General features: G+C 72.1%; 21 protein-coding genes and 1 tRNA gene. 15 read left to right on the top strand and 7 right to left on the bottom strand.

Translation table 11 applies throughout. The features are described from left to right. Nucleotides 1-42 precede the first annotated feature (42 nt). Nucleotides 43-417 carry a VOC family protein gene (locus tag ACIBST_RS15980; RefSeq protein WP_397172286.1) on the top strand — a complete coding sequence of 125 codons (375 nt, stop codon included), beginning with the start codon at nt 43-45 and terminating at the stop codon, nt 415-417. A gap of 164 nt (nt 418-581) precedes the next feature. Further along, a complete protein-coding gene (locus ACIBST_RS15975) occupies nt 582-1,550 on the top strand; it encodes a DMT family transporter (RefSeq protein WP_397172284.1) in 969 nt (322 codons plus the stop codon). On the opposite strand, the gene ACIBST_RS15970 is transcribed toward ACIBST_RS15975, so the two are convergent. Then, nucleotides 1,519-2,679: an FAD-dependent monooxygenase gene (locus tag ACIBST_RS15970; RefSeq protein WP_397172283.1), complete on the bottom strand. Its 1,161-nt coding sequence runs from the start codon at nt 2,677-2,679 to the stop codon at nt 1,519-1,521. The two genes, ACIBST_RS15975 and ACIBST_RS15970, sit on opposite strands and share 32 nt — an antisense overlap. An 84-nt stretch (nt 2,680-2,763) precedes the next feature. Between ACIBST_RS15970 and ACIBST_RS15965 the strand changes: the two genes are divergently transcribed. Beyond that, nucleotides 2,764-3,336, top strand: a complete 573-nt coding sequence (locus tag ACIBST_RS15965; protein ID WP_397172281.1) for a TetR/AcrR family transcriptional regulator — start codon at nt 2,764-2,766, stop codon at nt 3,334-3,336. A 42-nt stretch (nt 3,337-3,378) separates the two neighbouring features. Here ACIBST_RS15965 and ACIBST_RS15960 read toward each other — a convergent pair whose 3' ends face one another. The 3 genes from ACIBST_RS15960 to ACIBST_RS15950 all read right to left on the bottom strand — a co-directional run bounded on the left by ACIBST_RS15960 (nt 3,379) and on the right by ACIBST_RS15950 (nt 6,641). Beyond that, a complete protein-coding gene (locus ACIBST_RS15960) occupies nt 3,379-3,504 on the bottom strand; it encodes a hypothetical protein (RefSeq protein WP_397172279.1) in 126 nt (41 codons plus the stop codon). Between the two features lie 140 nt (nt 3,505-3,644). Then, nucleotides 3,645-6,041 carry a hypothetical protein gene (locus ACIBST_RS15955; RefSeq protein WP_397172278.1) on the bottom strand — a complete coding sequence of 799 codons (2,397 nt, stop codon included), beginning with the start codon at nt 6,039-6,041 and terminating at the stop codon, nt 3,645-3,647. A 24-nt stretch (nt 6,042-6,065) separates the two neighbouring features. Next, complete coding sequence (locus tag ACIBST_RS15950; protein ID WP_397172276.1) at nt 6,066-6,641, bottom strand: GNAT family N-acetyltransferase; 576 nt, start codon at nt 6,639-6,641, stop codon at nt 6,066-6,068. A gap of 107 nt (nt 6,642-6,748) precedes the next feature. Here ACIBST_RS15950 and ACIBST_RS15945 point away from each other — a divergent pair, with 107 nt between their 5' ends. The 3 genes from ACIBST_RS15945 to ACIBST_RS15935 are packed head-to-tail and all read left to right on the top strand — an operon-like array spanning nt 6,749 to nt 10,163. Then, complete coding sequence (locus ACIBST_RS15945; protein ID WP_397172274.1) at nt 6,749-7,951, top strand: acyl-CoA dehydrogenase family protein; 1,203 nt, start codon at nt 6,749-6,751, stop codon at nt 7,949-7,951. Continuing rightward, nucleotides 7,948-9,111, top strand: a complete 1,164-nt coding sequence (locus ACIBST_RS15940; protein ID WP_397172273.1) for an acyl-CoA dehydrogenase family protein — start codon at nt 7,948-7,950, stop codon at nt 9,109-9,111. The genes ACIBST_RS15945 and ACIBST_RS15940 overlap by 4 nt, the downstream gene beginning before the upstream one ends. After that, complete coding sequence (locus tag ACIBST_RS15935) at nt 9,108-10,163, top strand: acyl-CoA dehydrogenase family protein (RefSeq protein ID WP_397172271.1); 1,056 nt, start codon at nt 9,108-9,110, stop codon at nt 10,161-10,163. The genes ACIBST_RS15940 and ACIBST_RS15935 overlap by 4 nt, the downstream gene beginning before the upstream one ends. Here the strand turns inward: ACIBST_RS15935 and ACIBST_RS15930 are convergent. Continuing rightward, nucleotides 10,122-10,736, bottom strand: coding sequence for a TetR/AcrR family transcriptional regulator (locus ACIBST_RS15930; RefSeq protein ID WP_397172270.1), 615 nt, complete (start codon nt 10,734-10,736; stop codon nt 10,122-10,124). The two genes, ACIBST_RS15935 and ACIBST_RS15930, sit on opposite strands and share 42 nt — an antisense overlap. A gap of 149 nt (nt 10,737-10,885) precedes the next feature. Between ACIBST_RS15930 and ACIBST_RS15925 the strand changes: the two genes are divergently transcribed. Beyond that, nucleotides 10,886-11,650 (top strand): nuclease-related domain-containing protein, encoded by a 765-nt coding sequence (locus tag ACIBST_RS15925; RefSeq protein WP_397172268.1) that lies wholly within the window; start codon nt 10,886-10,888, stop codon nt 11,648-11,650. Nucleotides 11,651-11,656: 6 nt separating this feature from the next. Here the strand turns inward: ACIBST_RS15925 and ACIBST_RS15920 are convergent, their stop codons facing one another. Next, the gene (locus tag ACIBST_RS15920) at nt 11,657-13,036 is read right to left on the bottom strand and encodes a VWA domain-containing protein (protein ID WP_397172267.1); all 1,380 of its coding nucleotides are present in this window, start codon (nt 13,034-13,036) and stop codon (nt 11,657-11,659) included. Beyond that, on the bottom strand, nt 13,029-13,868 hold the full coding sequence (locus ACIBST_RS15915) for an AAA family ATPase (RefSeq protein WP_397172265.1): 840 nt from the start codon (nt 13,866-13,868) through the stop codon (nt 13,029-13,031). The genes ACIBST_RS15920 and ACIBST_RS15915 overlap by 8 nt, the downstream gene beginning before the upstream one ends. Nucleotides 13,869-13,969: 101 nt before the next feature. Here ACIBST_RS15915 and ACIBST_RS15910 point away from each other — a divergent pair. The 8 genes from ACIBST_RS15910 to ACIBST_RS15875 all read left to right on the top strand — a co-directional run bounded on the left by ACIBST_RS15910 (nt 13,970) and on the right by ACIBST_RS15875 (nt 22,392). After that, nucleotides 13,970-14,043, top strand: a tRNA-Lys gene (locus ACIBST_RS15910). A 230-nt stretch (nt 14,044-14,273) separates the two neighbouring features. Then, entirely contained in the window at nt 14,274-15,413 is a 1,140-nt protein-coding gene (locus ACIBST_RS15905; protein WP_397172263.1) for an aminotransferase class V-fold PLP-dependent enzyme, read from the top strand. Beyond that, nucleotides 15,410-16,720 carry an ABC transporter substrate-binding protein gene (locus tag ACIBST_RS15900; protein ID WP_397172262.1) on the top strand — a complete coding sequence of 437 codons (1,311 nt, stop codon included), beginning with the start codon at nt 15,410-15,412 and terminating at the stop codon, nt 16,718-16,720. The genes ACIBST_RS15905 and ACIBST_RS15900 overlap by 4 nt, the downstream gene beginning before the upstream one ends. Then, nucleotides 16,717-17,586: a carbohydrate ABC transporter permease gene (locus ACIBST_RS15895; protein ID WP_397172260.1), complete on the top strand. Its 870-nt coding sequence runs from the start codon at nt 16,717-16,719 to the stop codon at nt 17,584-17,586. Before ACIBST_RS15900 ends, ACIBST_RS15895 begins: the two co-directional genes overlap by 4 nt. Continuing rightward, entirely contained in the window at nt 17,583-18,392 is an 810-nt protein-coding gene (locus ACIBST_RS15890) for a carbohydrate ABC transporter permease (protein WP_397172258.1), read from the top strand. Before ACIBST_RS15895 ends, ACIBST_RS15890 begins: the two co-directional genes overlap by 4 nt. A gap of 2 nt (nt 18,393-18,394) precedes the next feature. Continuing rightward, entirely contained in the window at nt 18,395-20,038 is a 1,644-nt protein-coding gene (locus tag ACIBST_RS15885) for a glycoside hydrolase family 36 protein (protein WP_397172256.1), read from the top strand. Then, the gene (locus tag ACIBST_RS15880; protein WP_358288231.1) at nt 20,039-21,055 is read left to right on the top strand and encodes a LacI family DNA-binding transcriptional regulator; all 1,017 of its coding nucleotides are present in this window, start codon (nt 20,039-20,041) and stop codon (nt 21,053-21,055) included. After that, the gene (locus ACIBST_RS15875; RefSeq protein WP_397172255.1) at nt 21,052-22,392 is read left to right on the top strand and encodes a hypothetical protein; all 1,341 of its coding nucleotides are present in this window, start codon (nt 21,052-21,054) and stop codon (nt 22,390-22,392) included. Before ACIBST_RS15880 ends, ACIBST_RS15875 begins: the two co-directional genes overlap by 4 nt. The last annotated feature ends 29 nt before the right edge of the window (nt 22,393-22,421 follow it).

The following is a 22,421-nucleotide window of genomic DNA, read 5'->3' as shown; positions in this document are numbered from 1 at the left end:
TACCTGACAGAAGATGACAGGTACGCCTGCGAGCATGGACGCATGACGACGAAAGCCAAGCTCATCGCCTTCACCATCGACTGCGACGACCCCCGGAAGCTGGCCGCCTTCTACCACGAGGTGACCGGCTTCGAGATCCAGTACTCCGAGGAGGAGTACGCGGCGATCGGCGACGGCACCACGAGCATCTACTTCGGCCGCGTCCCCGGTTACAAGCCGGGCGAGTGGCCCAGCGCCGACAAGAAGTTCCATCTCGACTTCCGCGTGCCCGACCTGGACAAGGCGGTCGAGGAGTACACCGCGCTCGGGGCGGTCAAGCCGGAGTTCCAGCCGGGCGTCACCGAGGAGGGCACGCGCTGGATCGTGCTGCAGGACCCGGAGGGCCACCTGTTCTGCGTGGTTCCCGAGCAATCGTAGGCCCCGCGACGCCCCCGCGGAGGCTCAAGGATCAGCCACAAGTTCGTGCAGGTGGCGGCCCCAATTGGTCGATTTATCAGCCTAAAGAATGATGGTAGTGCTCCGCTCGGCTCTTAAGCTGGAGCAATGCTCCTGCACGGACCCCTGCCCCTGCGTGGGCGCCGATGACCTGGATCGGGCTGCTCATCGCGCTGGCCGGAGCGCTGGGATACGCGCTCGGCGCCGCCCTCCAACAGTACGAGGCCGTGGCCGCGGGCGCCTCGCTCAAGCTGGTCCGGCGCCCCCGCTGGTGGATCGGCGGCGTCATCGGCTTCACCGGGGCGTGCCTGCACGCCGTGGCGCTCAGCTTCGCGCCGCTGGTGGCCGTGCAGCCGATCAGCGTGGCCACCCTGGTGTTCGCGGTGCCGCTGGCCGCCTTCATGTACGGGCGCAAACCGTACCGGGCGGAGATCCTCGGCTCGATCGCCGTGGCCGTGGGCCTGCTCTGGCTCATGCTGCTGGTGCCGCAGCACAACGTCACGCCCCACCTGAGCAGCGGCGCCGCGCTCGCCTTCCTGGGCGTCATCGCGGCGATCGCGCTGGTCTCGCAGGTGCTCGCGCGGCGCTTCCACGGGCCCGCGCGGGCCCTGCTGCTGTCGGTGGGCGCCGGCGTGGTGACCGCGAGCGTCTCGACGTTCGTCCGGGTGGTCGGCGGCGGGCTGGAGGGCGACTGGGGGCGGCTGATCCACTGGTTCACGCTGGCCGTGCCGGTGCTGCTGGTCTGCGCGGTGGTGCTGCTCCAGCGCTCGTACGCGGTCGGCTACTTCGGCATCGCCTACGCCGGCGTCCAGGTCATCGACCCGATCACCTCGGTGCTGGCGGGGGCGATCCTGCTCGGCGAACCGCTGCCTGCCAGCCCGTCCACGGCGATCCCCGCCCTGCTGGCCGGGGCGCTGACCATCGGCGGCACGATCACCCTCGGCCGCCTCACCCCCGACCACTCCAAGCCGGCCCCGGCCCCCGCCCCCGTGCCCCCGGTGCTCACCTCCGCGACGGTGGCAGCCGAGAGGGCCGCCGAGACGGCGTCCGAGACGGCGTCCGAGACGGCGTCCGAGGGCGCGGTCACCGGCCGGCGGCCCGCGTCCGGTCAGTGACCGCCTCCACCGGCGGACGCCAGGACAGCACGTCGTCCATCGAACGCAGCATCAGCTCCGGGCTGAGCCGGCCCGCCGCGCTCACCGCGAGGTCGCGCAGCCGTACCGCGAGCGGGTTGCGCAGCTTGGTGACCCGGCAGATCGTCATCGACTGCCGCACGACGCCCGACGTGCGCGCCAGCCGGGCGGCGGTGTAGGCGGCCAGGTCGCCGTCCGCCGCGTGCGCGAGCACCACGGCGTCCTCCAGCGCCTGGCAGGCGCCCTGCCCCAGGTTCGGGGTCATCGGATGGGCCGCGTCGCCCACCAGCGCCACCTTGCCCCGGTGCAGGGCGGGCAGCGGCGTCTTCAGGTAGTGGACGTCGTTGCGGATGATCCGGGCCGGGTCGGCGGCCCGCAGCAGCGCCGGGATCGGCTCGTGCCAGCCGCCGAACCTGCGCAGCAGTTCCTCCCGCTCGTCCCCGTGGGCGGCGCCGGCGGGTGACAGGTCGGTGGCGTACAGGTAGACCAGGTCGTCGGTGAGCTGGTGGACGCCGAACACCAGCCCCCTGCCCCAGCTCTCCGACCGGGGGATCTCCAGCCCGTTGCGCGAGACGAGCGCCCGCCACGCCGTCACCCCGGAGTACACCGGCCCCGGATGGCCGGGGAAGAGCGCCCGCCGGGTCGCCGAGCGGATGCCGTCGGCGCCCACGACGAGGCCGGCCTCGATCTCGCCCGCGTCCGTGCGCACGATCCCGCGCTCGGCGTCCACGCCCGTCACGGTGACGCCCAGCCGCAGGACGCCCGGTTCCAGGGCGCCGGCGAGCACGTCCATGAGGGTCGCCCGCAGCATGACGACCACCGAGTCCCCGTACCGGGCGTCGGCGTGGCCGGTGGTGGTGCGCGTCAGCCAGCGGCCGTCCGCCCGCCGCACGCCGAGCGGCCCCTCCACCGTGGACAGCTCGCGCACCCGGTCGCCCAGTCCCAGCGTGTCGAGCGCCTTGAGGGCGTTGGCGGCGACCGCCAGCCCCGACCCGACGGGCTCGACGGCGGCCGCCCGCTCCAGGACGCTCACCTCCCACCCCTTACGGCGCAGGGCCACGCCGCAGGCCAGCCCTCCGATGCCGCCACCGATCACCACAGCCTTGGGCATGACGCCCTCCTTTGGTTACTACGTCTGTAGTGTCAGCGTACTACGCCTGTAGTGCGCTCGCACTACCCCTGTAGTATTCGGTCCGTGAAACGAGCGGACGCCGTGGCCGACACGGCCATCACCCTGCTGGCCGAGCGGGGCATGCGCGGCCTCACCCACCGCGCCGTCGACGAGGCCGCCGGGCTGCCGCCCGGGTCCACGTCCAACCTGGCCCGTACCCGGGCCGCCCTGCTGGAGCTGACCCTGTCCCGGCTCACCGAGCTGGAGATGAAGGCCATGGCGATCGCCTACGAGCCGGTGCCGCTCAGCTTCGACGACCTGCCCGCCCGGCTGGCCGAGGCGGTACGCGTGCAGCTCGACGACCGCAGGCGCACCCTGGCCCGCTACGAGCTGGCCCTGGAGGCCACCAGGCGTCCGGAGCTGCGCGAGATCTACAACCGGGCGGGCCGCCGCTTCCGCGACCCGGCGCCCGCCATGATGGCCGCCCTGGGGTCGAAGGACCCGGTGCGCCACGCCCGCCAGCTCGTGGCCTTCGGGGAGGGGCTGATGTTCGACGCGATCGCCGGCGCGGGCTCGGTGCCCAGTATGGAGGAGCTCACCCTCGCGCTGCGCGACCTGCTGACCGGCATGCTGCGTGACGAGGGCGCCGGCGGATAGCACCGCCGGCGCCCGTGTCGGCCCTGCGTGGCCTCGGGTGGCCTACTCCTCGCCGCCCGCGTCCTCGCCGTCCCTCGCGTGTTTGCCGCGAGGCTCCCGGTGGCCGTCGGCCGTGCCGGACTCGGCCTCCGGCGACTCGTCCTTGGGGGGTGCCTCATGCCTGCCCATACGGGGGGAACTCTCCTTCTCTTCGACCAACAGCTCACGGTGACCGTATGACTACGGTTACGTGCCCGGCAAGGGGGTTGGTTCAAGATCCACGCTACGAATTCGAGAAAAATTCGCATATTGGCGGTGATCAGGCGGAATCAGCCGGGGCAGGTCGGCCGGTAGGGCACCTCGGGCAGGTGCCGGGCCCAGTCCGCGGCCGACAGGCCCCCGTAGCGGGCGCACACCGCCGCCGCCGGGTCGCCGGCCGCGGGCGACCGGGCCAGATCCAGCGTGAGCACCGTCCCGCCGGCGGCCAGCACGCGGGCCGTCCGCCCGTCGCCCGCCGGCACCGCCTGCGCCGGCCGGTCCGCGCCGCCCACCGGCACCTGGCGTTCGGCCAGCAGCGCGCGGTCGGGGACGCGCCACACCCGTACCCGGTCGTTGTCCGTCCCGGCCAGCAGCCGCCCGTCCGGGCTGAAGCGCAGGTGGCCGGGGGAGGGGCGCAGCCGGGTGCCGAGCACGGGCACGCCGTCCAGGTCGTAGATCTGGATGCCGGTCTCCTCGGCGATGGCCACCCGCTCGCCGTCCGGCGCGAACGTCGTGTACTCCCACGGCATCCGGTCCAGCCACGGCGCCGGCGTGACGCGGCCGCCGCGCCGGATCGCCGAACGCCGGCCGTCGAACGTCAGCGCCACCCGGTCGCCGGGACCGGCCACCGCGTACTCGCCGACGAAGGCCGCCCGGCGGGCCCGCAGGTCCCAGGCCCACCGCTCGCCCGACTGCCGGGCCGCCGCGAACAGCAGCCCGCCCCCCGGGCTGAACCACGCCGACTGCTCGCCCGGCGCCCCCAGCCCCCTCCCGAACGGCGGCCCCACGCCCTGCCCCGACGCGGTGTCCCACAGGTACGACCGGTCCACGCCGACGAAGGCCAGCGTGCGCCCGTCGGGGGACCAGGCCATCGCCCGCACGCTCTGCTCGGGACCGGGCGTCTCGGCGACCCGCCGATGCCCGGGGACGTCGTAGACGCGTACCGTGTCGTCGGTCAGCGCGGCCAGCCGGGAGCCGTCGTCGCTGATCGCGTACAGCGAGCGCGGCCCGGCGTGCGGGTCGGTGAAGACGTCCACGGCCGGGTCGGCGGCGGCCGCCGTCAGCGCCCGCCGCGCCTGCGGCACCTGGGCCAGCCGCCAGGCCGCCAGGCTCAGCCGGCGCGCGGTCACTGGATCGGCCACCCGCAGCGCCTCGGCCCGCGACGCGGCGACCTTGGCCATCGCCTGCTCCAGCCGCCCTTCGGCGGCCCCGCGCTGCCACACCGCGAGCAGGGCCGCCAGCAGCGCGACCGACACCAGGCCCGACAGCAGCCCCACCATGAGCCTCCGGCGCCTGCGCGCGCCGCCGCGGGCCCGCGCGAGCGCCTCGTCCAGGAAGGTCTGCTCGCCGGGGCTCAGGGTGACCCGCCGCCGCCCGCCGGCCGCCCACGCCATCGCCCGGTCGAGGGGCTCGCCCTGGTAGAGGTCGGACTCGCGGCGCCCGCCCGCCTCCCAGGCCCGCGCCGCCCTGGCCAGCTCCCGGTGCACGGCCAGGCCCTCCCGCTCGCCGTCCAGCCACTCGTGCAGGCGCGGCCAGGCCCGCAGCAGCGCCGTGTACGTGATCGCGAGGGAGCCCCCGTCGCCGGCCGTCAGGATCCCGGCCTTCCCGTACGCCTCCAGCACCCGGTCGATCGCGGCCACCTCGTCGGGGGCGCGTCCGGCGACCAGGTCGTCGCGGAGGGCGGGGGCCACGGTGTCGCCGCCGGACTCGTCGAGCCCGACCAGGCGCAGGAAGACCTCGGGCACCAGATCCTGGTCGGCCCGGCAGAGCTGGAGGTAGATGGCCTCGGCGCGTTCGCCGAGCGGCGGGTCGTCGACCGGCTCGGGCGGCAGCAGGCGGCCGAGCTGGGACTGCGGGGCGTCGAGCAGGGACATGAGCAGGTGGCGGGCGTCCGGGCGCCGCTGCGGGTCGTCGTGGAGCGCGGCGGCGACCAGGCCGCGTAACAGCCGGTCGAGGCGCTCCCCGTTGCCTAATCGCTCGGTGAGCCCGTACGCGGCGAACAGCAGGACGCGCCCCCACGCCCGGACGTCGTCCGCCGGGCCGGCCTCGGCGTCGGCCAGCCCCAGCCCCACCAGGCGCGGCCCCTCGGCGCCTAAGATGATCTTGTCGGGCGTGAGCGACCCGTGCACCGCCCCCGCCTCGTGCACCGCGGCCAGCGCGGTGGCCGTGGCGGCGGCCAGGCGGTAGAGGTCGTCACCGGCGAACGGGCCGTGCCGCTCGACGACCTGGCGCAGCGTCGGCCCCTCGATGTACTCGCTGACCAGGTACGGCGGATCGCCCTGCGGGCACGCCTCGACCAGTCGCGCCGCGTGCACCGAGCGCACCTCCGGGACCGTCGCGTACGCGCCCGGTCCGGGCAGGTGGAGGGCATGGCGACCGCCCGACTCGTCGTAGGCCTCGCGGACGGTGGTCCGCCCGCCGCCGTCGAGCCGGGCGCCGAGCCAGTAGCCTCCCAGCCGATCAGTCATGCGGGATTAGATGCCGCCTTCCGTTCAGCGGTTCAGTCGAGCCCGGTGCTCCGGCCATTCCTCTTCGAGGATGCCGAAATAGACCGTGTCGCGCCAGGTGCCGTCGGGCCTTCTGCGGTGGCGGCGCAAGGTTCCCTCGTGCACGCCGCCGATGCGCCGGATGGCGGCCTGGGAGCGCAGGTTCAGCACGTCGGTCTTGAGCAGGACCCGGTTGTATCCGAGGCCGAAGGCGTGGTCGAGCAGCAGCAGCTTGCAGTTGGTGTTCACCGCGGTGCGCCAGTGGGCGCGGCCGTACCAGGTCCAGCCGATCTCGACGCTGTCGTCGAAGCCGGGCACGTCGATGTAGGTCGTCCAGCCGCCCGGCCGCCCGGTCTCCTTGGGGATCACCGCGAACGGCACGTGCTGGTCGTCGCCGATGAGCGCGTGGGCCGTCCTGGCCAGGTCGTCCTCGGTGCGCGGGGTGGCGATCGGCAGCCAGCGCCACAGCTCGTCGTCCCCGCCGCCGGCGGCGAACAGGTCGGGGACGTGGTCCAGGGTGAGCGGTTCGAGGCGCACGACGTCGTTCTCCAGCACCACGGGCGCGGGCAGCTTGGCGGTCATGCCGCCACCATAGGCGGCGCTCCCGTCGCAGGTTGACGGCCACCTGGCCCTTTTTGCGGGGAACCACCTGTCGACATCCATACCGGCCGGTCGGTAGGCTCACCGGCATGGACTTCGCCTTCGACACCGTCACCGAGGACCTGCGCGAGCGCCTGCTCCGCTTCATGGACGAATGCGTCTATCCGGCCGAGCCCGCCTTCGAGGAGCAGGCCGCGGCCGCCGGCTGGAGCCCGCCGCCGCTGCTCGACGACCTCAAGGACGAGGCGAGGAAGCGCGGCCTGTGGAACCTGTTCCTGCCCGGCGCGCACGGCGCCGGCCTGACGAACCTCCAGTACGCCCCGCTGGCCGAGATCATGGGCCGCAGCCCCGCCATCGCCCCCACGGCCACCAACTGCGCCGCCCCCGACACCGGCAACATGGAAGTGCTGTCGATGTTCGGCAGCCCGTGGCAGCGCGAGGAGTGGCTGCGCCCGCTGCTCGACGGCGAGATCCGGTCGGCCTTCGCGATGACCGAGCCCGACGTCGCCTCCTCCGACGCCACCAACATCGCCACCTCGATCGTCCGCGACGGCGGCGAGTACGTCATCAACGGCCGCAAGTGGTTCATCTCCGGCGCGATGAACCCCAACTGCAAGATCTTCGTCGTCATGGGCAAGACGAACCCCGACGCGCCCAAGCACCGCCGGCAGAGCATGGTCCTGGTGCCGCGCGACACCCCGGGGCTGCACGTCAAGCGCGGCATGCACGTCTTCGGCTACACCGACGCCGACCACGGCGGCCACGCCGAGGTGATCTTCGAGGACGTGCGCGTCCCGGCCGAGAACCTGATCGGCGAGGAGGGCGGCGGCTTCGCCATCGCGCAGGCCAGGCTCGGCCCCGGCCGCATCCACCACTGCATGCGCCTGATCGGCATGGCCGAGCGCGCGGTCGAGCTGATGTGCGAGCGGGCCCTGTCCAGGACGGCGTTCGGCAAGCCGGTCGCCCAGCAGGGCGTGGTCCAGGACTGGATCGCCGAGTCCCGCATCAGGATCGAGCAGTTGCGCCTGCTCGTGCTCAAGACCGCCTGGCTCATGGACACCGTGGGCAACCAGGGCGCCCACACCGAGATCCAGGCCATCAAGATCTCCACCCCGATCACCGTCGAATGGATCCTGGACAAGGCCATCCAGGTGCACGGCGCGGGCGGCGTCTCCCAGGACTTCCCGCTGGCCGCGCTCTGGGCGGGGGCCCGCTCCCTGCGCCTGGCCGACGGTCCCGATGAGGTGCACAAGCGGTCCCTGGCCTATCGCGAGCTGAAGAGGTTCATGTGAACGAAGCGCAGATCAAGGAGCGCGTACGCGCGTTCCTGGGCGAGCACGACCCAGAGGGGGACCGGCTGGAGTTCCTGCGGGCCAGGTTCGACGCCGGGCTGGCCTGGGTCTGGTTCCCCGAAGGGCTCGGCGGCCTCGGCGCGCCCAGGGAGCTGCAGCAGGTGGTCGAGCACGAGCTGGCCGGCACGCCGCAGATCAACGGCGGCGTCCAGGGCATCGGCCTCGGCATGGCCGCGCCGACGATCCTGGCGTTCGGCACGCCGGAGCAGAAACGGCGCTTCCTGCGCCCGCTGTGGACCGGCGAGGAGATCTGGTGCCAGCTCTTCAGCGAGCCCGGCGCCGGCTCCGACCTGGCCACCCTCGCCACCCGCGCGGTCCGGGACGGCGAGGAGTGGGTGGTCGACGGCCAGAAGGTCTGGACGTCGGGCGCCCACCACTCCCGCTGGGCCATCCTGGTCACCCGCACCGACCCGGACGTGCCCAAGCACCGCGGCATGACGTACTTCGTCTGCGACATGCAGGCCCCAGGCGTCGAGGTGCGGCCGCTGCGGCAGATCACCGGCGAGGCCGAGTTCAACGAGGTGTTCCTGACCGGCGTGCGGCTCTCCGACGACCTGCGGCTGGGCGAGGTCGGCGACGGCTGGCGGGTCGCGCAGACCACGCTGATGAACGAACGCGTCGCGATCGGCGGCGCGCCCGTGCGGCGCGGCGGCGGCATGGTCGGCGCGGTGCTGGAAGCCTGGCGCGCGCACCCCGAGCTGCGCACCCACGACCTGCACCAGCGGCTGCTGGCGCTGTGGGTGGAGGCCGAGGTCACCCGCCTGTCCGGGGCCCGGCTGCGCGAGCAGCTCGCCGCCGGCCAGCCCGGCCCCGAGGGCTCGGGCATGAAGCTGTCGTTCGCCAAGCTCAACCAGGCGCTGTCCGGCTTCGACGTCGAGCTCCGCCGCGACCTGGGCTACGACGACTGGACGTTCCGCCGCTCGGAGGACGTCGACTTCTACGGCCGCGGCCCCGGCTACCGCTACCTGCGGGCCAAGGGCAACTCGATCGAGGGCGGCACGTCCGAGATCCTGCGCAACATCATCTCCGAACGGGTGCTCGGCCTGCCCTCCGAGCCCCGCGTCGACAAGGACGTGCCCTGGAAGGACCTGCCGCGATGACTCTGCTCTACTCCGAGGTCGAGGAGGAGCTGCGGGCGGCCGTGCGCGGCCTGCTCGCCGACCGCTGCCCGCCCGCCGCGGTGCTCGGGCGCGTCGAGTCGCAGCCCTACGACCTGGACCTGTGGAAGACGCTGGCGGGCGAGATCGGGGTCGCCGGGCTCCTCGTGCCCGAGGAGCTCGGCGGCGCGGGCGCGTCGGCCAGCGAGGTGGCCGTCGTGCTGGAGGAGCTGGGCCGGGCCGTGGCGCCGGTGCCGTTCCTGACCAGCGCGGTGCTGGCCACGAAGGCGCTGCTGCCCACCGGTGACGCCCTGCTCGGCGAGCTGGCCGAAGGACGCAGGACGGCGGCGCTGGTCGTGTCGTTCGCGGCCTCGCCGTACCGGCCGGGGCGCGGGGCGTCGCTGCGGCTGGAGGGCGGGCGGCTGTCCGGCACCGTCACCGGGGTGGCCGGCGCGGACGTGGCCGACGTGCTCCTCGTCCCCTTCGAGGGCAGGCTGTACGAGGTCGAGGGCGCCACCGTCGAGGTCGTGCCCTCGCTCGACCTGACCAGGCCGGTCGCCACCGTCACCCTGTCGGGCGCGGCGGCCCGCGATGTGGGGGAGTGCGACCTGGCCGGCGTGCTGCGGTTCGGGGCCGGGCTGCTGGCCTCCGAGCAGTTCGGCGTGGCCGAATGGTGCCTGGACACGACGCTCGCCTACGTCAAGGAGCGCCACCAGTTCGCCCGGCCGGTCGGCTCGTTCCAGGCGATCAAGCACCGGCTGGCCGACCTCTGGCTGGACGTGGTCAGGGCCAGGGCCGCCGCCCGCGGCGCGGCCGCCGATCCCGGGGACATCCCGGTCGCGGTGGCGCAGTCGTGGAACGCGGGGGTGGCGGTGCACGCCGCCGAGGAGGCGGTGCAGCTCCACGGCGGGATCGGGATGACCTGGGAGCATCCCGTGCATCTGTATCTCAAGCGCGCCAAGGCCACCGAGATCGCGCTCGGCACGCCCGGCGACCATCGGGAGGCGCTGGCCTCACTCGCCGGCGTCCCCGGCCCCGAGGGAGTTCAGCAGTAGGTCGGCGAAGTGCTTGCCCACCTGGGCGCCGGTCAGCGGCCCGTCCGCGTGGAACCAGGTGCCCAGGTGGTGCACCGAGCCGAAGAAGTAGTCCACGACCAGCTCGGCGGGCACCCGGTCGCTCAGGACGCCCGTGCGCTGCCCCTCGGCCACCAGGTCGCGGAACCGCTCGTGGTAGCGGCGGCGCTCGGCGCGCACGGTCTTCTGCTTCTCGGTCGCGAGCAGGTGCATCGACCTGAAGAAGATCTTGGAGTCGTCGAGGTTGGCGGTCGTCGTCTCCACGACGTCGGCCGCGGCCCGGTGCAGCCGCTCGCGGACCGTGCCGGGGCCGTCGGCGATGCGCGTCAGCCGGTCCATCTGCATGCGGAGCAGGCGGGCGTAGATCTCGTGCAGCAGATCGTCTTTTGAGTCAAAATAGTGGTACATGGCGCCCTTGGTGACGCCGGCCGCCTGGACGATCTCCTGGACCGAGGTCCCCTCGAATCCACGGGCCGCGAACAGCCGCGTCGCCTCGGCGAGCAACCGCTGCCGAACGGGTTCTTCCTTCACATCGTCCCCCTTGTCACCCGCCATAGCATACCGACTGGTCGGTTGACGGTCTTGCAGGTTTTATTTGCGTCACCTTAGGCTCGCCTTGGTTCGTGCTTGGGTATGCCTTAGACCGGCGAGGGATCTTCGGAGTGGCAGATCCTGAGGGTTTCTACTCATTCGGGGAGTTTGCCGTGCCCGGTGGCTCTATCTACGTGCAGCAGGACGAAAAGTACACAGGCTCATCCCCGCAGTGGTGGTACGAGAAGTTCTGGCGTGAGGACGCGCCCAACCGGCGCAGGTCCCGGTACGTCAAGGCGGGCGTGGGCGCGGTGGCAGGCATCCTGCTCGCGCTGCGGTTCGGCTCGGAGTACATGCTGCTGTGGGGGGCCGTCACGGCCGGTCTCGTGGCCGCCGTCGACTGGTACATCGACTGGCGCTCCTTCCGCGCGACGGCCGTCTGGCGCGGCGCCCGGCGCGGCGAGCTGATCACCGGCCGGCTGCTGCGCAGGCAGCTCGCCAGGCGCGGCTACCAGGTGCTCGACGGCCGCGCGATCCGCGACCAGGCCTCCATCGACCACCTCGTGATCGGCCCGACCGGCATCTGGGTCATCGACAACGAGTCCTGGAGCCCCGACACCGAGATCGGCTGCTACAACGGCCGGCTGTTCTTCAGCGAGAAGTACGGCACCAAGTGGGCCAAACCGCTGGTGGACACCGCCGAGGCCTTCGCCGAGCTGCTGACCCGCGAGACCGGGATCGAGGTCACCATCTCGCCCATGCTGGCCGTCCACTGCGGGCTGCTGCCGCGCGGCGGCGTCGTGGTCGGCGAGGGGCTCGCGCTGCTCAAGCCGCGCCTGGTGGCCAGGCGCATCAAGGCGGTCGACGGCGTGGTGTTCACCGACGAGCAGGTCGAGCTGCTGGCCCGCACCGCGGCCAGGGAGCTGCAGAAGGTCTGACCGCCGTCAGGCCAGCGTCTCGATGAACGCGGTGAGCTGGGCGACGTTGCGGCACTCGTGCATCTCGACCACGGTGCCGTACTCGCTCGCGACCGAGTCGCCGGTGTCCCACTGCTGCCTGGGCTCGGGGTTGAGCCAGTAGGCGTGGCGGGCCCCCGACGTCAGGCGCCTGAGCACGTCGAGGGCCGGCGGCTGGTAGTTGGAGCGGGCGTCGCCGAGGATCAGCAGCGAGGTTCTCGGGCCGATGGCGTCGGAGTGGCGCTCGGCGAAGCCCTCCAGGGCGTGGCCGTAGTTCGTACGTCCGAAGCGCGACATGTCGGCCTCGTCCGCGAGCCGCGTCATGGCCTCCACGACGTCGGCGCCGGGCACGAAGAAGCGGGTGATCTCGTCCACCCGGTCCACGAACCCGAACGCCCGCACCTTCGTGAACTGCTCCCGCAGCGCGTACGTCAGCAGCAGCGTGAAGTGGGCGAACGACGAGACCGAGTCGCTGGTGTCGCAGAGGATGACCAGCTCCGGCTTGTGCGGCCGGGGCGGTTTGAAGTGCGTGATCAGCGGCACGCCGCCGCTCTGCAGCGAGGCCCGTACGGTGCGCCGGAAGTCCAGCCGCCCCCTGCGCCCCTTCCTGTGCTTGATCGTCAGCCGCGCGGCCAGCCGCCTGGCCAGCGGATGGACCTCCTTGCGCAGCCTGGCCAGGTCGGCCCTGGTGATGCGGAGGAAGTCGATCTGGTCCAGCGGCGGGCGCACGGCCGAGCGGGCGATGCGCTCGATCCCCGAGTCCTCGGCGATGCGCCGGCGCACGTCGGTGGCCACCGCCTCCTCGAACCGCCGGACGTTGCCGTTGACGCGCTGCCGCACGGTCTTCTCGGCCAGCCCGCCGCGTTCCCGCCCGGCCAGCACGTTCTGCAGGATGCGGGCCATCAGCGTCTCGGGGGACAGGGCCCGCAGGACGCTGTAGGAGAACCAGTTCTGGCGGCCCGGCCCGGTGGTCTGCTGGCGGCCGAACCGCTCGACCATGGCCTGGGCGAACTCCCGCAGCTCGGCGTCCGTGCTGCCGGTGAGCAGCTCCGCCAGGCGCTCGCGCAGCTCGTCCACCGGGGCCGTCCGCGGGTCCAGGCGGTCCGCGGCCGGACGGGGGGCGTACATGCCGGTCGTGGACGACGGGAACCACAGGTCGAACAGCACGTCGAAGCCGGGACGGTAGGCCGGCTTCTTGACCAGCGTGGCCGCGTAGGCGGCGCGCAGCGACTCCCGCTCGCTCAGGTCGATCACCCGCAGCGCGCGGGCCGCGTCGAGCCCCTCGGCGAGCGACACGGGCAGGCCCGCCTCGCGCAGGGCGTGCACGAAGCCGACATGCCGGTCAACCAGCGATCCCCGCTCAGGCATCCGGCAGCCCCAGCTCCTTGATCGCCCGGCTCTGGTCGGAGGCGTGCTTGAGCACCACGCCCAGCGTCCCGGCCACCGTCGCCTCGTCCAGCTCCTCGCGGCCGAGGGCCAGCAGCGTGTTGGCCCAGTCGACGGTCTCGGCGACCGAGGGCGCCTTCTTCAGCTCCAGCGCCCGCATGGTGGCGACCGTCCTGGCGAGCTGCTCGGCCAGGTCGGCGCGGATGGTCGGCACCTGCGCGAGCACGATGTCGCGCTCCCGCTCCGGCGTCGGGTACTCGATGTGCAGGTAGAGGCAGCGCCGCTTGAGCGCCTCGGACAGCTCGCGGGTGGCGTTGGAGGTCAGCAGCACGAACGGCCGGCGGGTGGCGGCGATCGTGCCCAGCTCGGGGATGGTCACCTGGAAGTCCGACAGCAGCTCCAGCAGCAGGCCCTCGACCTCGACGTCGGCCTTGTCGGTCTCGTCGATGAGCAGCACGGTGGGCGCGGCCGACCTGATCGCCTTCAGCAGCGGGCGTTCGAGCAGGAACTCCTCGGTGAAGATGTCGTCGTCGGCGCTGGTGGCCTGGATGCGGAGCAGTTGCTTCTTGTAGTTCCACTCGTACAGGGCGCGGGCCTCGTCGAGACCTTCGTAACACTGGAGGCGGACCAGCTCGGCGCCCGTCGCCTGGGCCACGGCCTTGGCGAGCTGCGTCTTGCCGACGCCGGCGGGCCCCTCGACCAGCAGCGGCTTGCCCAGCGCGGCGGCGAGGAACACCGAGGTGGAGATGGCGTCGTCGGAGAGGTAGTCCACGGCGGCGAGCCGCGCCGTCACGTCGGCGGGCGAGTCGAACATCGGTGCTCCCTGTCTGCAGGCCGAACTTTATTCTAGCGGTAGGAGCTCGACCCAGGTCGATTCGACCAACATGCGGATCACCGGTATATTCCTCTCTGCAAGCGCCGCTAGCTCAGTTGGTTAGAGCAGCTGACTCTTAATCAGCGGGTCCGGGGTTCGAGTCCCTGGCGGCGCACCGCACGAAAACCCCAGTTCAGTACGCTGAGCTGGGGTTTTCGCGTTTCCCCGTGGCCAAGGCCGGACCGCCGAAGGGGTGAGCCACCCGCCGCGCTGGGCCGTTATGCAATCTTTGCTTGCGGCCATGAGGAAGCTGCGTAATATGAACGTTCATATCGCTGAGCCCTGTTCTCCCCGGTCAGCCGCACACCCCTCCTTTCGTCATGCCTAGATGAGCCGTCAGAGGATATGAACGTTCAAATTTTCGCCGAGCCCTCCGGCTACCTCGACTTCGCCCGGCTGGGGCCGCTCTCCCACGCGGTCGCGGCGGTGCTGGCCGAGTCGGCCCGCCGCCGCGTCGGCGACATGCCGCTGGCCTGGTTCGAGGAGCAGGCGGCGCGGACGCGCTCGGCGGCGGCGCGGCTGCTGCGGGCGGCCGAGCACGAAGTGGCGTTCGTCTCCTCCACCAGCCACGGGCTGTTCGCCGCCGCCGCCGCGCTGCCGGGAGAGGGCGTGGTGCTGGTGCCCCGGGGCGAGTTCCCCGCGAACGTCTACCCCTGGCTGCGGTTCGAGGGGCGCGGCGGCCTGCGGGTGCGGTGGATCGACGACGTGCGCCTCACCCCGGAGGTGCTGGCCGAGCACCTGGACGGATCGGTGCGGGCCCTCGCGGTCAGCGCGGTCGACGCGCTCACCGGCTACCCGGCGCCGCTGGGCGCGCTGAAGGAGGTGCTCGGGCCGGGACGCGTGCTGGTCGTGGACGCGATCCAGGGGCTGGGCGCCGTCCCGCTGGAGGTGGAGGCCGCCGACGTGCTGGTCTGCGGCGGGCAGAAGTGGCTGCGCGCCGGATGGGGGGCGGCCCTGTTCCTGGCCCGCGACCGCGTCGCCGGGCTGATGGCGCCGGGGCTCGGCGGGTGGTCGGGGGTCGAGGGCCCGCTCGCGGGGCCCGCGCCCCGGCCGCCGCTCGCGGGAGCGGCCGCGCACACGATGACCAATCCCGACTATTCCGGCGTCGCCGCCCTGGGCGTCGCGATCGAGCTGGTCCTGGAGGCCGGCGTCGCGGAGATCGGCCGCAGGACGGCCGATCGGCTGGGCGAGCTGCTCGACACGGCCCGCGCCGCCGGGGCGCGGGTGCTGCTGGACGCGCCCGCCGGCGCCGGCGGCCCGGCGCCGCCCGGCGCCGGACGTGGCGCCGCGCAGTGGAGCGGCATCGGCTCCTTCACGATGCCCGGCCGGGATCCGGCGGCCGTCCATGCCGCGCTGGCCGCCGCCGGGCTCACCACGACTCTGCGGGGCGAGTGGATCCGTCTGTCGCCCCACGCCACCACCTCGGGCGAGGCCGTACAGCGTCTGGCCGCCGCCCTGCACCCCCCGAGAAAGGAATCGTCATGAACCGACCTCTCGTCATGGTCGTCTCCGCGACTCTCGCTCTGGCCGTCACGGCCTGCGGCAGCGGGGGCGGGAGCGACCAGAAGTCCACCGGGCCCGTGAAGATCACGGTCTGGAGCTGGAAGCCCGCCTCCGACGGGCTGGCCTCGGTGGCCAAGGACTTCGAGCAGGCCAACCCCGGCATCAAGGTCGACGTCCAGGTGGTCGGGAACCCCGCGATCTGGGAGAAGATCACGGTGGGGATGGCCGCGGGCGGCAAGGGCCTGGGGGACGTCCTGCACATCGGCATCGACTACCTGCCCGGATACATGGAGAAGTTCCCCGGCGGGCTGGCGGACCTGAGCGCGCTGGGCGCCGACAAGTACAAGGACGCCTTCGCCAAGGGCCTGTGGCCGACGGTCACCGGCAAGGACGGCAAGGCGTACGCGATGCCGTGGGAGGTCAACCCGGTCGGGTTCTTCTACCGCTCGGACCTGTTCGACAAGGCGGGCATCGACTCCGCGGCGATCAGGACCTGGGACGACGCCATCGAGGCCGGCAAGAAGCTCAAGGAGAAGACGGGCGCCTATCTGATCGGCCTGAACAAGCCCGCGGCCGGCAGCGCCGACATGGACTTCTTCCAGTCGCTGCTGCAGCAGCAGGGCGCCTTCTACTTCGACCGTCAGGGCGCGGTCACGCTCTCCTCGGCGCCCGCCGTGCAGGCGATGACCCTGATCAAGAAGATGAACGACGCCGGGATCGTCGCCGACACCTCCGGCGAGGGGACGCGGAAGAAGCTGATCAGCGAGAACAAGGTGGCGGTGCTGCCGTGGGCGGCCTGGGCGGTCGGCTACATCCCCGAGATGTGGCCGGAGCAGAAGGGGCTCTGGCGCGTCATGCAGCCGCCGGCCGTCGCGCCGGGCGGCAAGCGCACCGCGATCGTCAACTCCACGTACCTGTCGGTCTCCGGAACCAGCCCGCACAAGGCGGAGGCGTTCAAGTTCCTTGAGTACGCGCTGACCAGGCCCGAGGTCATCAACAAGGTGTTCAAGGACGGCGGAGTCTTCCCCGCCCTGAACGCCGCCTACGCCGACCCGCGCTTCACCGCAAAGACGGACTACTACGGCGGGCAGCCCGCGCTCAAGACCTTCGTGGACGCCCTGGGCGAGGGCGCGGACGCCACCTACTACTCCGGCGACTACGCCCGCGCGCTGAAGATCGCCAGTGACGCGCAGACCCAGGTCCTGCTGAAGGGCGCCGACCCGGCCGCCGCGCTGGGCCAGGCGGCCCAGCAGCTGTCCCAGCAATCCGGCAGGAAGCTCGCGGGATGACCGGCCGCCTGCTCACCAGAAGAACCGTTCCGTACTTCCTGGTGCTGCCCGCGCTGCTCGGCTTCGTCTGCTTCAAGGCCTATCCGATCCTGGCGGCGGCCTACATCAGCCTGACGACCGGCGCCGGGGCGGCGCGCTCGTTCGCCGGGCTGGACAACTACGTCAGGCTCGTTAACGACCCGCTGTTCTGGACGTCGTTGTGGAACACCGCGCTGATCCTCGTCGTCCAGGTGCCGATCATGCTGATCCTCGCGCTGCTGCTGGCGCTGGGCCTCAACTCCAGGCTCGTACGGCTGCGCGCCCTGTGGCGGCTCGGCGTCTTCATGCCCTCGCTGACCGGCCTGGTCGCCTACGGCGTGATGTTCTCGGTGATCCTCAGCAAGGACTCCGGCCTGCTCAACTGGCTGCTCGGCCTCTTCGGCGTCAGCCCGATCGACTGGCTGGGCAGCCCCTTCTGGGCGCGAATCGCCATCGTCATCGCGCTGACCTGGCATTACTGCGGCTACAACGCGGTGATCTACCTGGCCGGGCTGCAGAGCATCGCGAAGGAGCTCTACGAGGCGGCGATGGTGGACGGCGCCGGAGCGGTCCGCCGCTTCTGGTCGATCACCGTCCCGCAACTGCGGCCGATCCTGCTGCTGACGATCGTGCTGTCGGCGATCGGCACGCTGCAACTGTTCGACGAGCCGTTCGTGCTCACCGGCGGCGGCCCGGACAACTCCACCCTGACGATCTCCCTCTACCTGTACCAGAACGGCTTCCGCTACTTCGACTTCGGCTACGCCTCGGCGATCGCCTACGCGCTCACGCTGATCGTGGCCGGCTTCGGGCTGGTGCAGCTCAAGCTCACCGGAGGCAGGAAATGAAGGGCTGGCTGCTGACCTTCGCGCTCGCCGCGTGCTTCGCCCTGTGCGTCGGCCCGTTCTACTGGCTGACCATGGCGGCCACGCACGCCAACGCCGACATCTTCGGCGCCACGCCCACGTTCTCGCCGGGCGACCAGCTCGGAGTGAACACCGCGAAGCTGGAGGAGTCCATCGGGCTGCTCCACGTGCTGGGGAACACGCTGCTCGTGGCGACCGTCCAGACGTCGATCGCGCTGGTCGTGGCGTTGCTGGCGGGATACGCGTTCGCCAAGTTCGAGTTCCGCGGCAGGAACGCCTTCTTCGTGCTGCTGCTGTCGACGCTGGTGATCCCGGGCGGCGTCACCATCATCCCGATCTTCGAGATGATGAACGACCTCGGGCTGATCGACACCTTCCCGGCGCTCATCCTGCCGAACCTGACGGTTCCGTTCGGGATCTTCCTCATCCGGCAGTCGCTGCAGGCCGTGCCCGACGAGCTGCTCGACGCGGCGCGCGTGGACGGGGCGGGGGAGCTCCGGGTGCTGTGGCGGGTGGTGGTGCCGGTCATGCGGCCCGCGCTCGCGGCGCTGGCGGTCTTCCTGTTCCTCGGCGCGTGGAACGACTTCCTGTGGCCGCTGATCGCGCTGCGCACGCCCGAGATGTTCACCCTGCCCGTCGCGCTGGCCACTCTCCAAGGGCTGGCCAGGACCGACTTCGGCCAGGTCATGGTGGGCACCGCGATCTCCGCGCTGCCCATGATGATCCTCTTCCTCGTCCTTCAGAAACAGTTCATCTCCGGCCTGCTGGCCGGGGCCACGAAAGGTTGACCATGCAGATCTGGGAGCCGCACGCCCTCGGGGAGACGACCGTCGTCCGCGCGGGCGAGGTCGAGGTGGCGATAGCCGGTACGGAGGCGATCACGGTCACCCCGCTCGCGCCGGACGTCTGGCTGATCGACGCCCCCGAAGGGAACGCGGCGCAGTGGAGGCTGCCGTGCGTCGACGCCGCGGCCTTCTGGACGCCGGGCTCGGGCACCCGCTGGATCCCGCCGATCTGGAGCGCTCCGGCGAAGGCCGGGCTGGTCTCCGGCGCGCCCGTCGTCAGCCTCGTCGGCACGGCGGGGGCCAACCTGTGCACGGTGGCCCTGGCCTCGGTGACCGGCAGCTTCACCGGCGGCGTGATCGAGGAGACCGGCGAGTTCGTCTTCACCGTGCAGGGCGAGGGGCTGCGGATCCGGCTGGACCTGTCGGACCGGCAGTTCTCCGCGGCGCTGACCGAGGTCGCCGCATGGTGGCAGGAGGGCCGCGACCTGCCGCCCACGCCGCGTCAGGCCAGGCTGCCCGTGTACTCGACCTGGTACAGCATGCACCAGGAGGTCTCGCGGGAGTCGGTGGAGCTCCAGGCCCGGCTGGCGAAGGAGCTGGGCTGCGCCACCATGATCGTGGACGACGGCTGGCAGACGGCCGACCGGTCGCGGGGGTACGCCTTCTGCGGCGACTGGGAGCCCAACATCCCCGACCTCCGGCAGCACATCGAGCGGGTCCAGAGCGATGGCATGGCCTACCTGCTGTGGTACGCGCTGCCGTTCGTGGGCAAGCACAACGCCGCGTTCGAGCGTTTCGAGGGGAAGTTCCTGCGCTACCTCGACCACATGGACGCGGCCGTCCTCGACCCGCGTCACCCCGAGGTGCGCGCGTTCCTCGTCGACAAGCTGGCGCGAGCGGTGGAGGAGTGGGGCGCGGACGGCCTGAAGATCGACTTCGTCGACCGGTTCGGCACCGACGAAGGGGTGGCCGAGCTGCTGCGCGAGCTCGACGTCAGGCTCCGGGCGGCGAAGCCGGACGTGCTGATCGAGCACCGCCAGCCGTACACGAGCCCGGGGCTGTGGCCGTACGCGAACATGATCAGGGCGGTGGACTGCCCGCTCAGCCCGCAGGAGAACCGGCAGCGGACGATCGACCTGCGGCTGACCGCCGGACCCCAGGCCGTGCACTCCGACATGATCCTCTGGCATCCGGACGAGTCCGCCGAGCAGGTCGCGGTACACCTGATCAACGTGCTCTTCTCGGTGCCGCAGATCTCCGTGGACCTGGCCGCCCAGCGGCCCGACCAGCTCGCCGCCATCCGGTTCTGGCTGGGCGTCTTCCGCCGCCACCTGGCCACGCTGCAGCTCGGCGTGCTGGAACCGCACGGGGTCGAGCACGGATACCCGCTGGTGCGGGCCTACAGTGAGGAGAGCGAGGTCGTGGCCCGGTACGCTGCCCTGCCTGTGGACGTGCCGGAGATCGCGGAGCTGCTCGTGGCCAACGCCGCCCCCGACACCCGCGTCGTCCTGTACGGGCGGGGTGTCGCGACGGCCGAGGTCCGCGACTGCGGCGGGCGGCTCGTGAGCCAGAGCGAGCTGCGCTTCACCTCCGGCGCGAGCGTGGTCGAGGTGCCCGTCGGGGGCCTGCTGACGGTGAGGAGAGACTGAGTGGCGGCACGCCGTGGGATCACCATCGAGGACGTCGCCCGCGCGGCGGGCGTGTCCCGCCAGACGATCTCCAACGCGCTCAACGCCCCCCAGCGGCTCAAACCGGAGACGCTGGAACGGGTGACCCGGCTGATCGAGGAGCTCGGCTACCGGCCCGACCAGTCGGCGCGCAGCCTCAAGTCGGGCACCCGGCGCATAATCGCCTACCCGACGCCGGTGGACGACCCCGCCAACCCCAACCCGCTGATGGGCGGGTTCCTGGAGGCCGTGGTGGCCTCGGCCGGTGAGGTCGGCTACCGGATCCTGCTGCTGCGCCCGCGCCCGGGGCAGAGCCAGGAGCAGGCGCTGGACGAGGTGATCGCCGCCCGCACCGTGGACGCCTTCCTGCTGTCGGACGTGATGCGCGACGACCCCAGAGTCGCGCACCTGACCGCGGCGGGGTTCCCGTTCGCCGCGTTCGGCAGGACGATGCCGGACCAGCCGCAGTCGTGGGTGGACGTCGACAGCGTTCAGGCGGTCATCGAGCTGGTCGGGCTGCTGGCCGCCCGGGGCCATCGGCGCGTGGCCTTCCTGGCCTCCGTCGGCGCGCAACCGTGGATGGAGGACCGCAGAGAGGGCTTCCGCGCCGGCGTCCGCAGGCACGGCCTGGTGGGGCAGGAGTTCTCCGCGCCGGGCGACGGCCCGGCGGAGCTCGTCACGGTCACCCGCGAGCTGCTGCGCGGCCGCAACCGCCCGACGGCCGTCGTGGCCGCCGGTGACTGGCTCGCGCTCGGCGTCTACGCCGCGGCCAGGGAGGAGGGCATCGAGATCGGCGCCGATCTCGCCCTGGCCGCCTTCGACGACCTTCCCCTCACCGCGTTCCTCCATCCCGCCCTGACCACGGTACGGCTGCCGCTCCAGCGCATCGCGCGGGCGCTGATCGGCCGGCTGATCCAGACGGTGGAGGACGGCGCGACCCCTCAGGCGGGGCTGCTGCTGCCCGGGGAGCTGGTGATCCGTCCCAGCATCGGCCCATGATGCGCATCGGCTCGGCCAGCTCCGAGCTGGTCGCGATGTTCGAGTGGGCCTGCTCCCGGGCGCTGCGCCTGCGGCACGAGGGCGGCTCCTGGGGCCCCGTCGACGTCGACGAGCACCGGCCCGCGGGGACGGGACAGAGCCGCTACCTGCCCTCCTACTGGGCGGGCTACGCACACCGCAGCGGCTTCTACGCCCGCGACTTCGCCCACCAGCTCGTCGGCGCCCACCTGCTCGGCATGGCCGAGGCCAACCTCACCATGCTGCGCTGCTTCGCCGCCTCGGCCACCCCCGAGCACGGCTTCCACCCGGTGTGGGCGTTCAACTTCGACGGCTCCTACCTGTCCATCGACTACCGCGGCCCCGGCTCCTTCGTCCGCGAGCTGCCCGCGGTGTACGAGCTGGTGGAGAAGGCCGCGGCCGCCTACCGATGGACCTGGGACCGCGCCTACGTCGAGGATCCCGTGCTGTGGTCCTACTACCGCAACGCGGTGACGAAGGTCGTGCCGCGGGCTGCCGGAAGGGGCATCTTCCAGGGCGTGGCCAGCTACAACGAGCTGGCCGGCGAGCACCTGGCGGAGGCCGGAGACTCCGTCGGCTCCCGGTACCAGGCATACCTGGCGATGAGCGCCCTGAGCCGGGCCCGCGGCCTGGACGGCGAGGACTTCGCACGCCGGGCCGCCGAGCTGAGGCGGCACTTCAACGAGGTCTGGAGCGTCGGCGAGAACCCCGCGGACCTGGTGCGCGGCTACACCCTGGACGGCGACCCCGTCACCGGATGGGGCTGTGAGAACAGCTGGTTCATGCCGCTCAAGGGCCTCATCGAGCCGGGTCCGCGCAACGAGGGCTACCTCGACTTCATCGACGGCCAAGCCGCCGGCCCCGGGCGTCCCCGCAACATCGAGGCCTACACGTACCTGCCCGACACGTTCTTCCGGCACGACAGGAACGCGGCCGCCTGGCGGTGGATGCGGCACGTCTTCGACCGGCGTGCTGAACCGCACGTCGCGGGCGGCCTCAACGGCGACTACCCGGAGGTGTCCTTCACGCTCGTCAGCCAGGTCGTCGAGGGCCTGCTCGGCGTCACCCCCGAGGTGAACGCCGTGACCACGCTGTCCCGCCTGCCCGGCGACATCGCCTGGGCCGAGGTCTCGGGCATCCCCCTGGGCGGCGGCACGATCACCGTCCGGCATGAGGGCAGGACCGCCACCAGGCTCACCAACACCTCCGGTGACACCACCTACCGCTGGGAGGCCCGCTTCCCGGACGCCCCCGCCGTGGTCACGCGGGTCGCGCCGGGACAGAGCGCCCTGGTCACCGCTCCCGGCCGTCCAGGGTGAGAGCGGGCTCGGCCGGCCTCCCGAAGGGG

Origin of the sequence: Nonomuraea sp. NPDC049684 (assembly GCF_044465345.1) — a bacterium.
Lineage (GTDB): Bacteria > Actinomycetota > Actinomycetes > Streptosporangiales > Streptosporangiaceae > Nonomuraea.
The sequence above is the reverse complement of the archived record's forward strand: the minus strand, read 5'-3'. Positions and strand labels throughout refer to the sequence as shown.

What these genes read in the sequence shown, in the direction of transcription:
- ACIBST_RS15980 (WP_397172286.1), top strand. Translation starts at nt 43, where the DNA reads ATGACGACGAAAGCCAAGCTCATCGCCTTCACCATCGACTGCGACGAC.
- ACIBST_RS15975 (WP_397172284.1), top strand. Translation starts at nt 582, where the DNA reads ATGACCTGGATCGGGCTGCTCATCGCGCTGGCCGGAGCGCTGGGATAC.
- ACIBST_RS15970 (WP_397172283.1), bottom strand. Translation starts at nt 2,679, where the DNA reads ATGCCCAAGGCTGTGGTGATCGGTGGCGGCATCGGAGGGCTGGCCTGC.
- ACIBST_RS15960 (WP_397172279.1), bottom strand. Translation starts at nt 3,504, where the DNA reads ATGGGCAGGCATGAGGCACCCCCCAAGGACGAGTCGCCGGAGGCCGAG.
- ACIBST_RS15955 (WP_397172278.1), bottom strand. Translation starts at nt 6,041, where the DNA reads ATGACTGATCGGCTGGGAGGCTACTGGCTCGGCGCCCGGCTCGACGGC.
- ACIBST_RS15950 (WP_397172276.1), bottom strand. Translation starts at nt 6,641, where the DNA reads ATGACCGCCAAGCTGCCCGCGCCCGTGGTGCTGGAGAACGACGTCGTG.
- ACIBST_RS15945 (WP_397172274.1), top strand. Translation starts at nt 6,749, where the DNA reads ATGGACTTCGCCTTCGACACCGTCACCGAGGACCTGCGCGAGCGCCTG.
- ACIBST_RS15935 (WP_397172271.1), top strand. Translation starts at nt 9,108, where the DNA reads ATGACTCTGCTCTACTCCGAGGTCGAGGAGGAGCTGCGGGCGGCCGTG.
- ACIBST_RS15930 (WP_397172270.1), bottom strand. Translation starts at nt 10,736, where the DNA reads ATGGCGGGTGACAAGGGGGACGATGTGAAGGAAGAACCCGTTCGGCAG.
- ACIBST_RS15920 (WP_397172267.1), bottom strand. Translation starts at nt 13,036, where the DNA reads ATGCCTGAGCGGGGATCGCTGGTTGACCGGCATGTCGGCTTCGTGCAC.
- ACIBST_RS15915 (WP_397172265.1), bottom strand. Translation starts at nt 13,868, where the DNA reads ATGTTCGACTCGCCCGCCGACGTGACGGCGCGGCTCGCCGCCGTGGAC.
- ACIBST_RS15905 (WP_397172263.1), top strand. Translation starts at nt 14,274, where the DNA reads ATGAACGTTCAAATTTTCGCCGAGCCCTCCGGCTACCTCGACTTCGCC.
- ACIBST_RS15900 (WP_397172262.1), top strand. Translation starts at nt 15,410, where the DNA reads ATGAACCGACCTCTCGTCATGGTCGTCTCCGCGACTCTCGCTCTGGCC.
- ACIBST_RS15895 (WP_397172260.1), top strand. Translation starts at nt 16,717, where the DNA reads ATGACCGGCCGCCTGCTCACCAGAAGAACCGTTCCGTACTTCCTGGTG.
- ACIBST_RS15890 (WP_397172258.1), top strand. Translation starts at nt 17,583, where the DNA reads ATGAAGGGCTGGCTGCTGACCTTCGCGCTCGCCGCGTGCTTCGCCCTG.
- ACIBST_RS15885 (WP_397172256.1), top strand. Translation starts at nt 18,395, where the DNA reads ATGCAGATCTGGGAGCCGCACGCCCTCGGGGAGACGACCGTCGTCCGC.
- ACIBST_RS15875 (WP_397172255.1), top strand. Translation starts at nt 21,052, where the DNA reads ATGATGCGCATCGGCTCGGCCAGCTCCGAGCTGGTCGCGATGTTCGAG.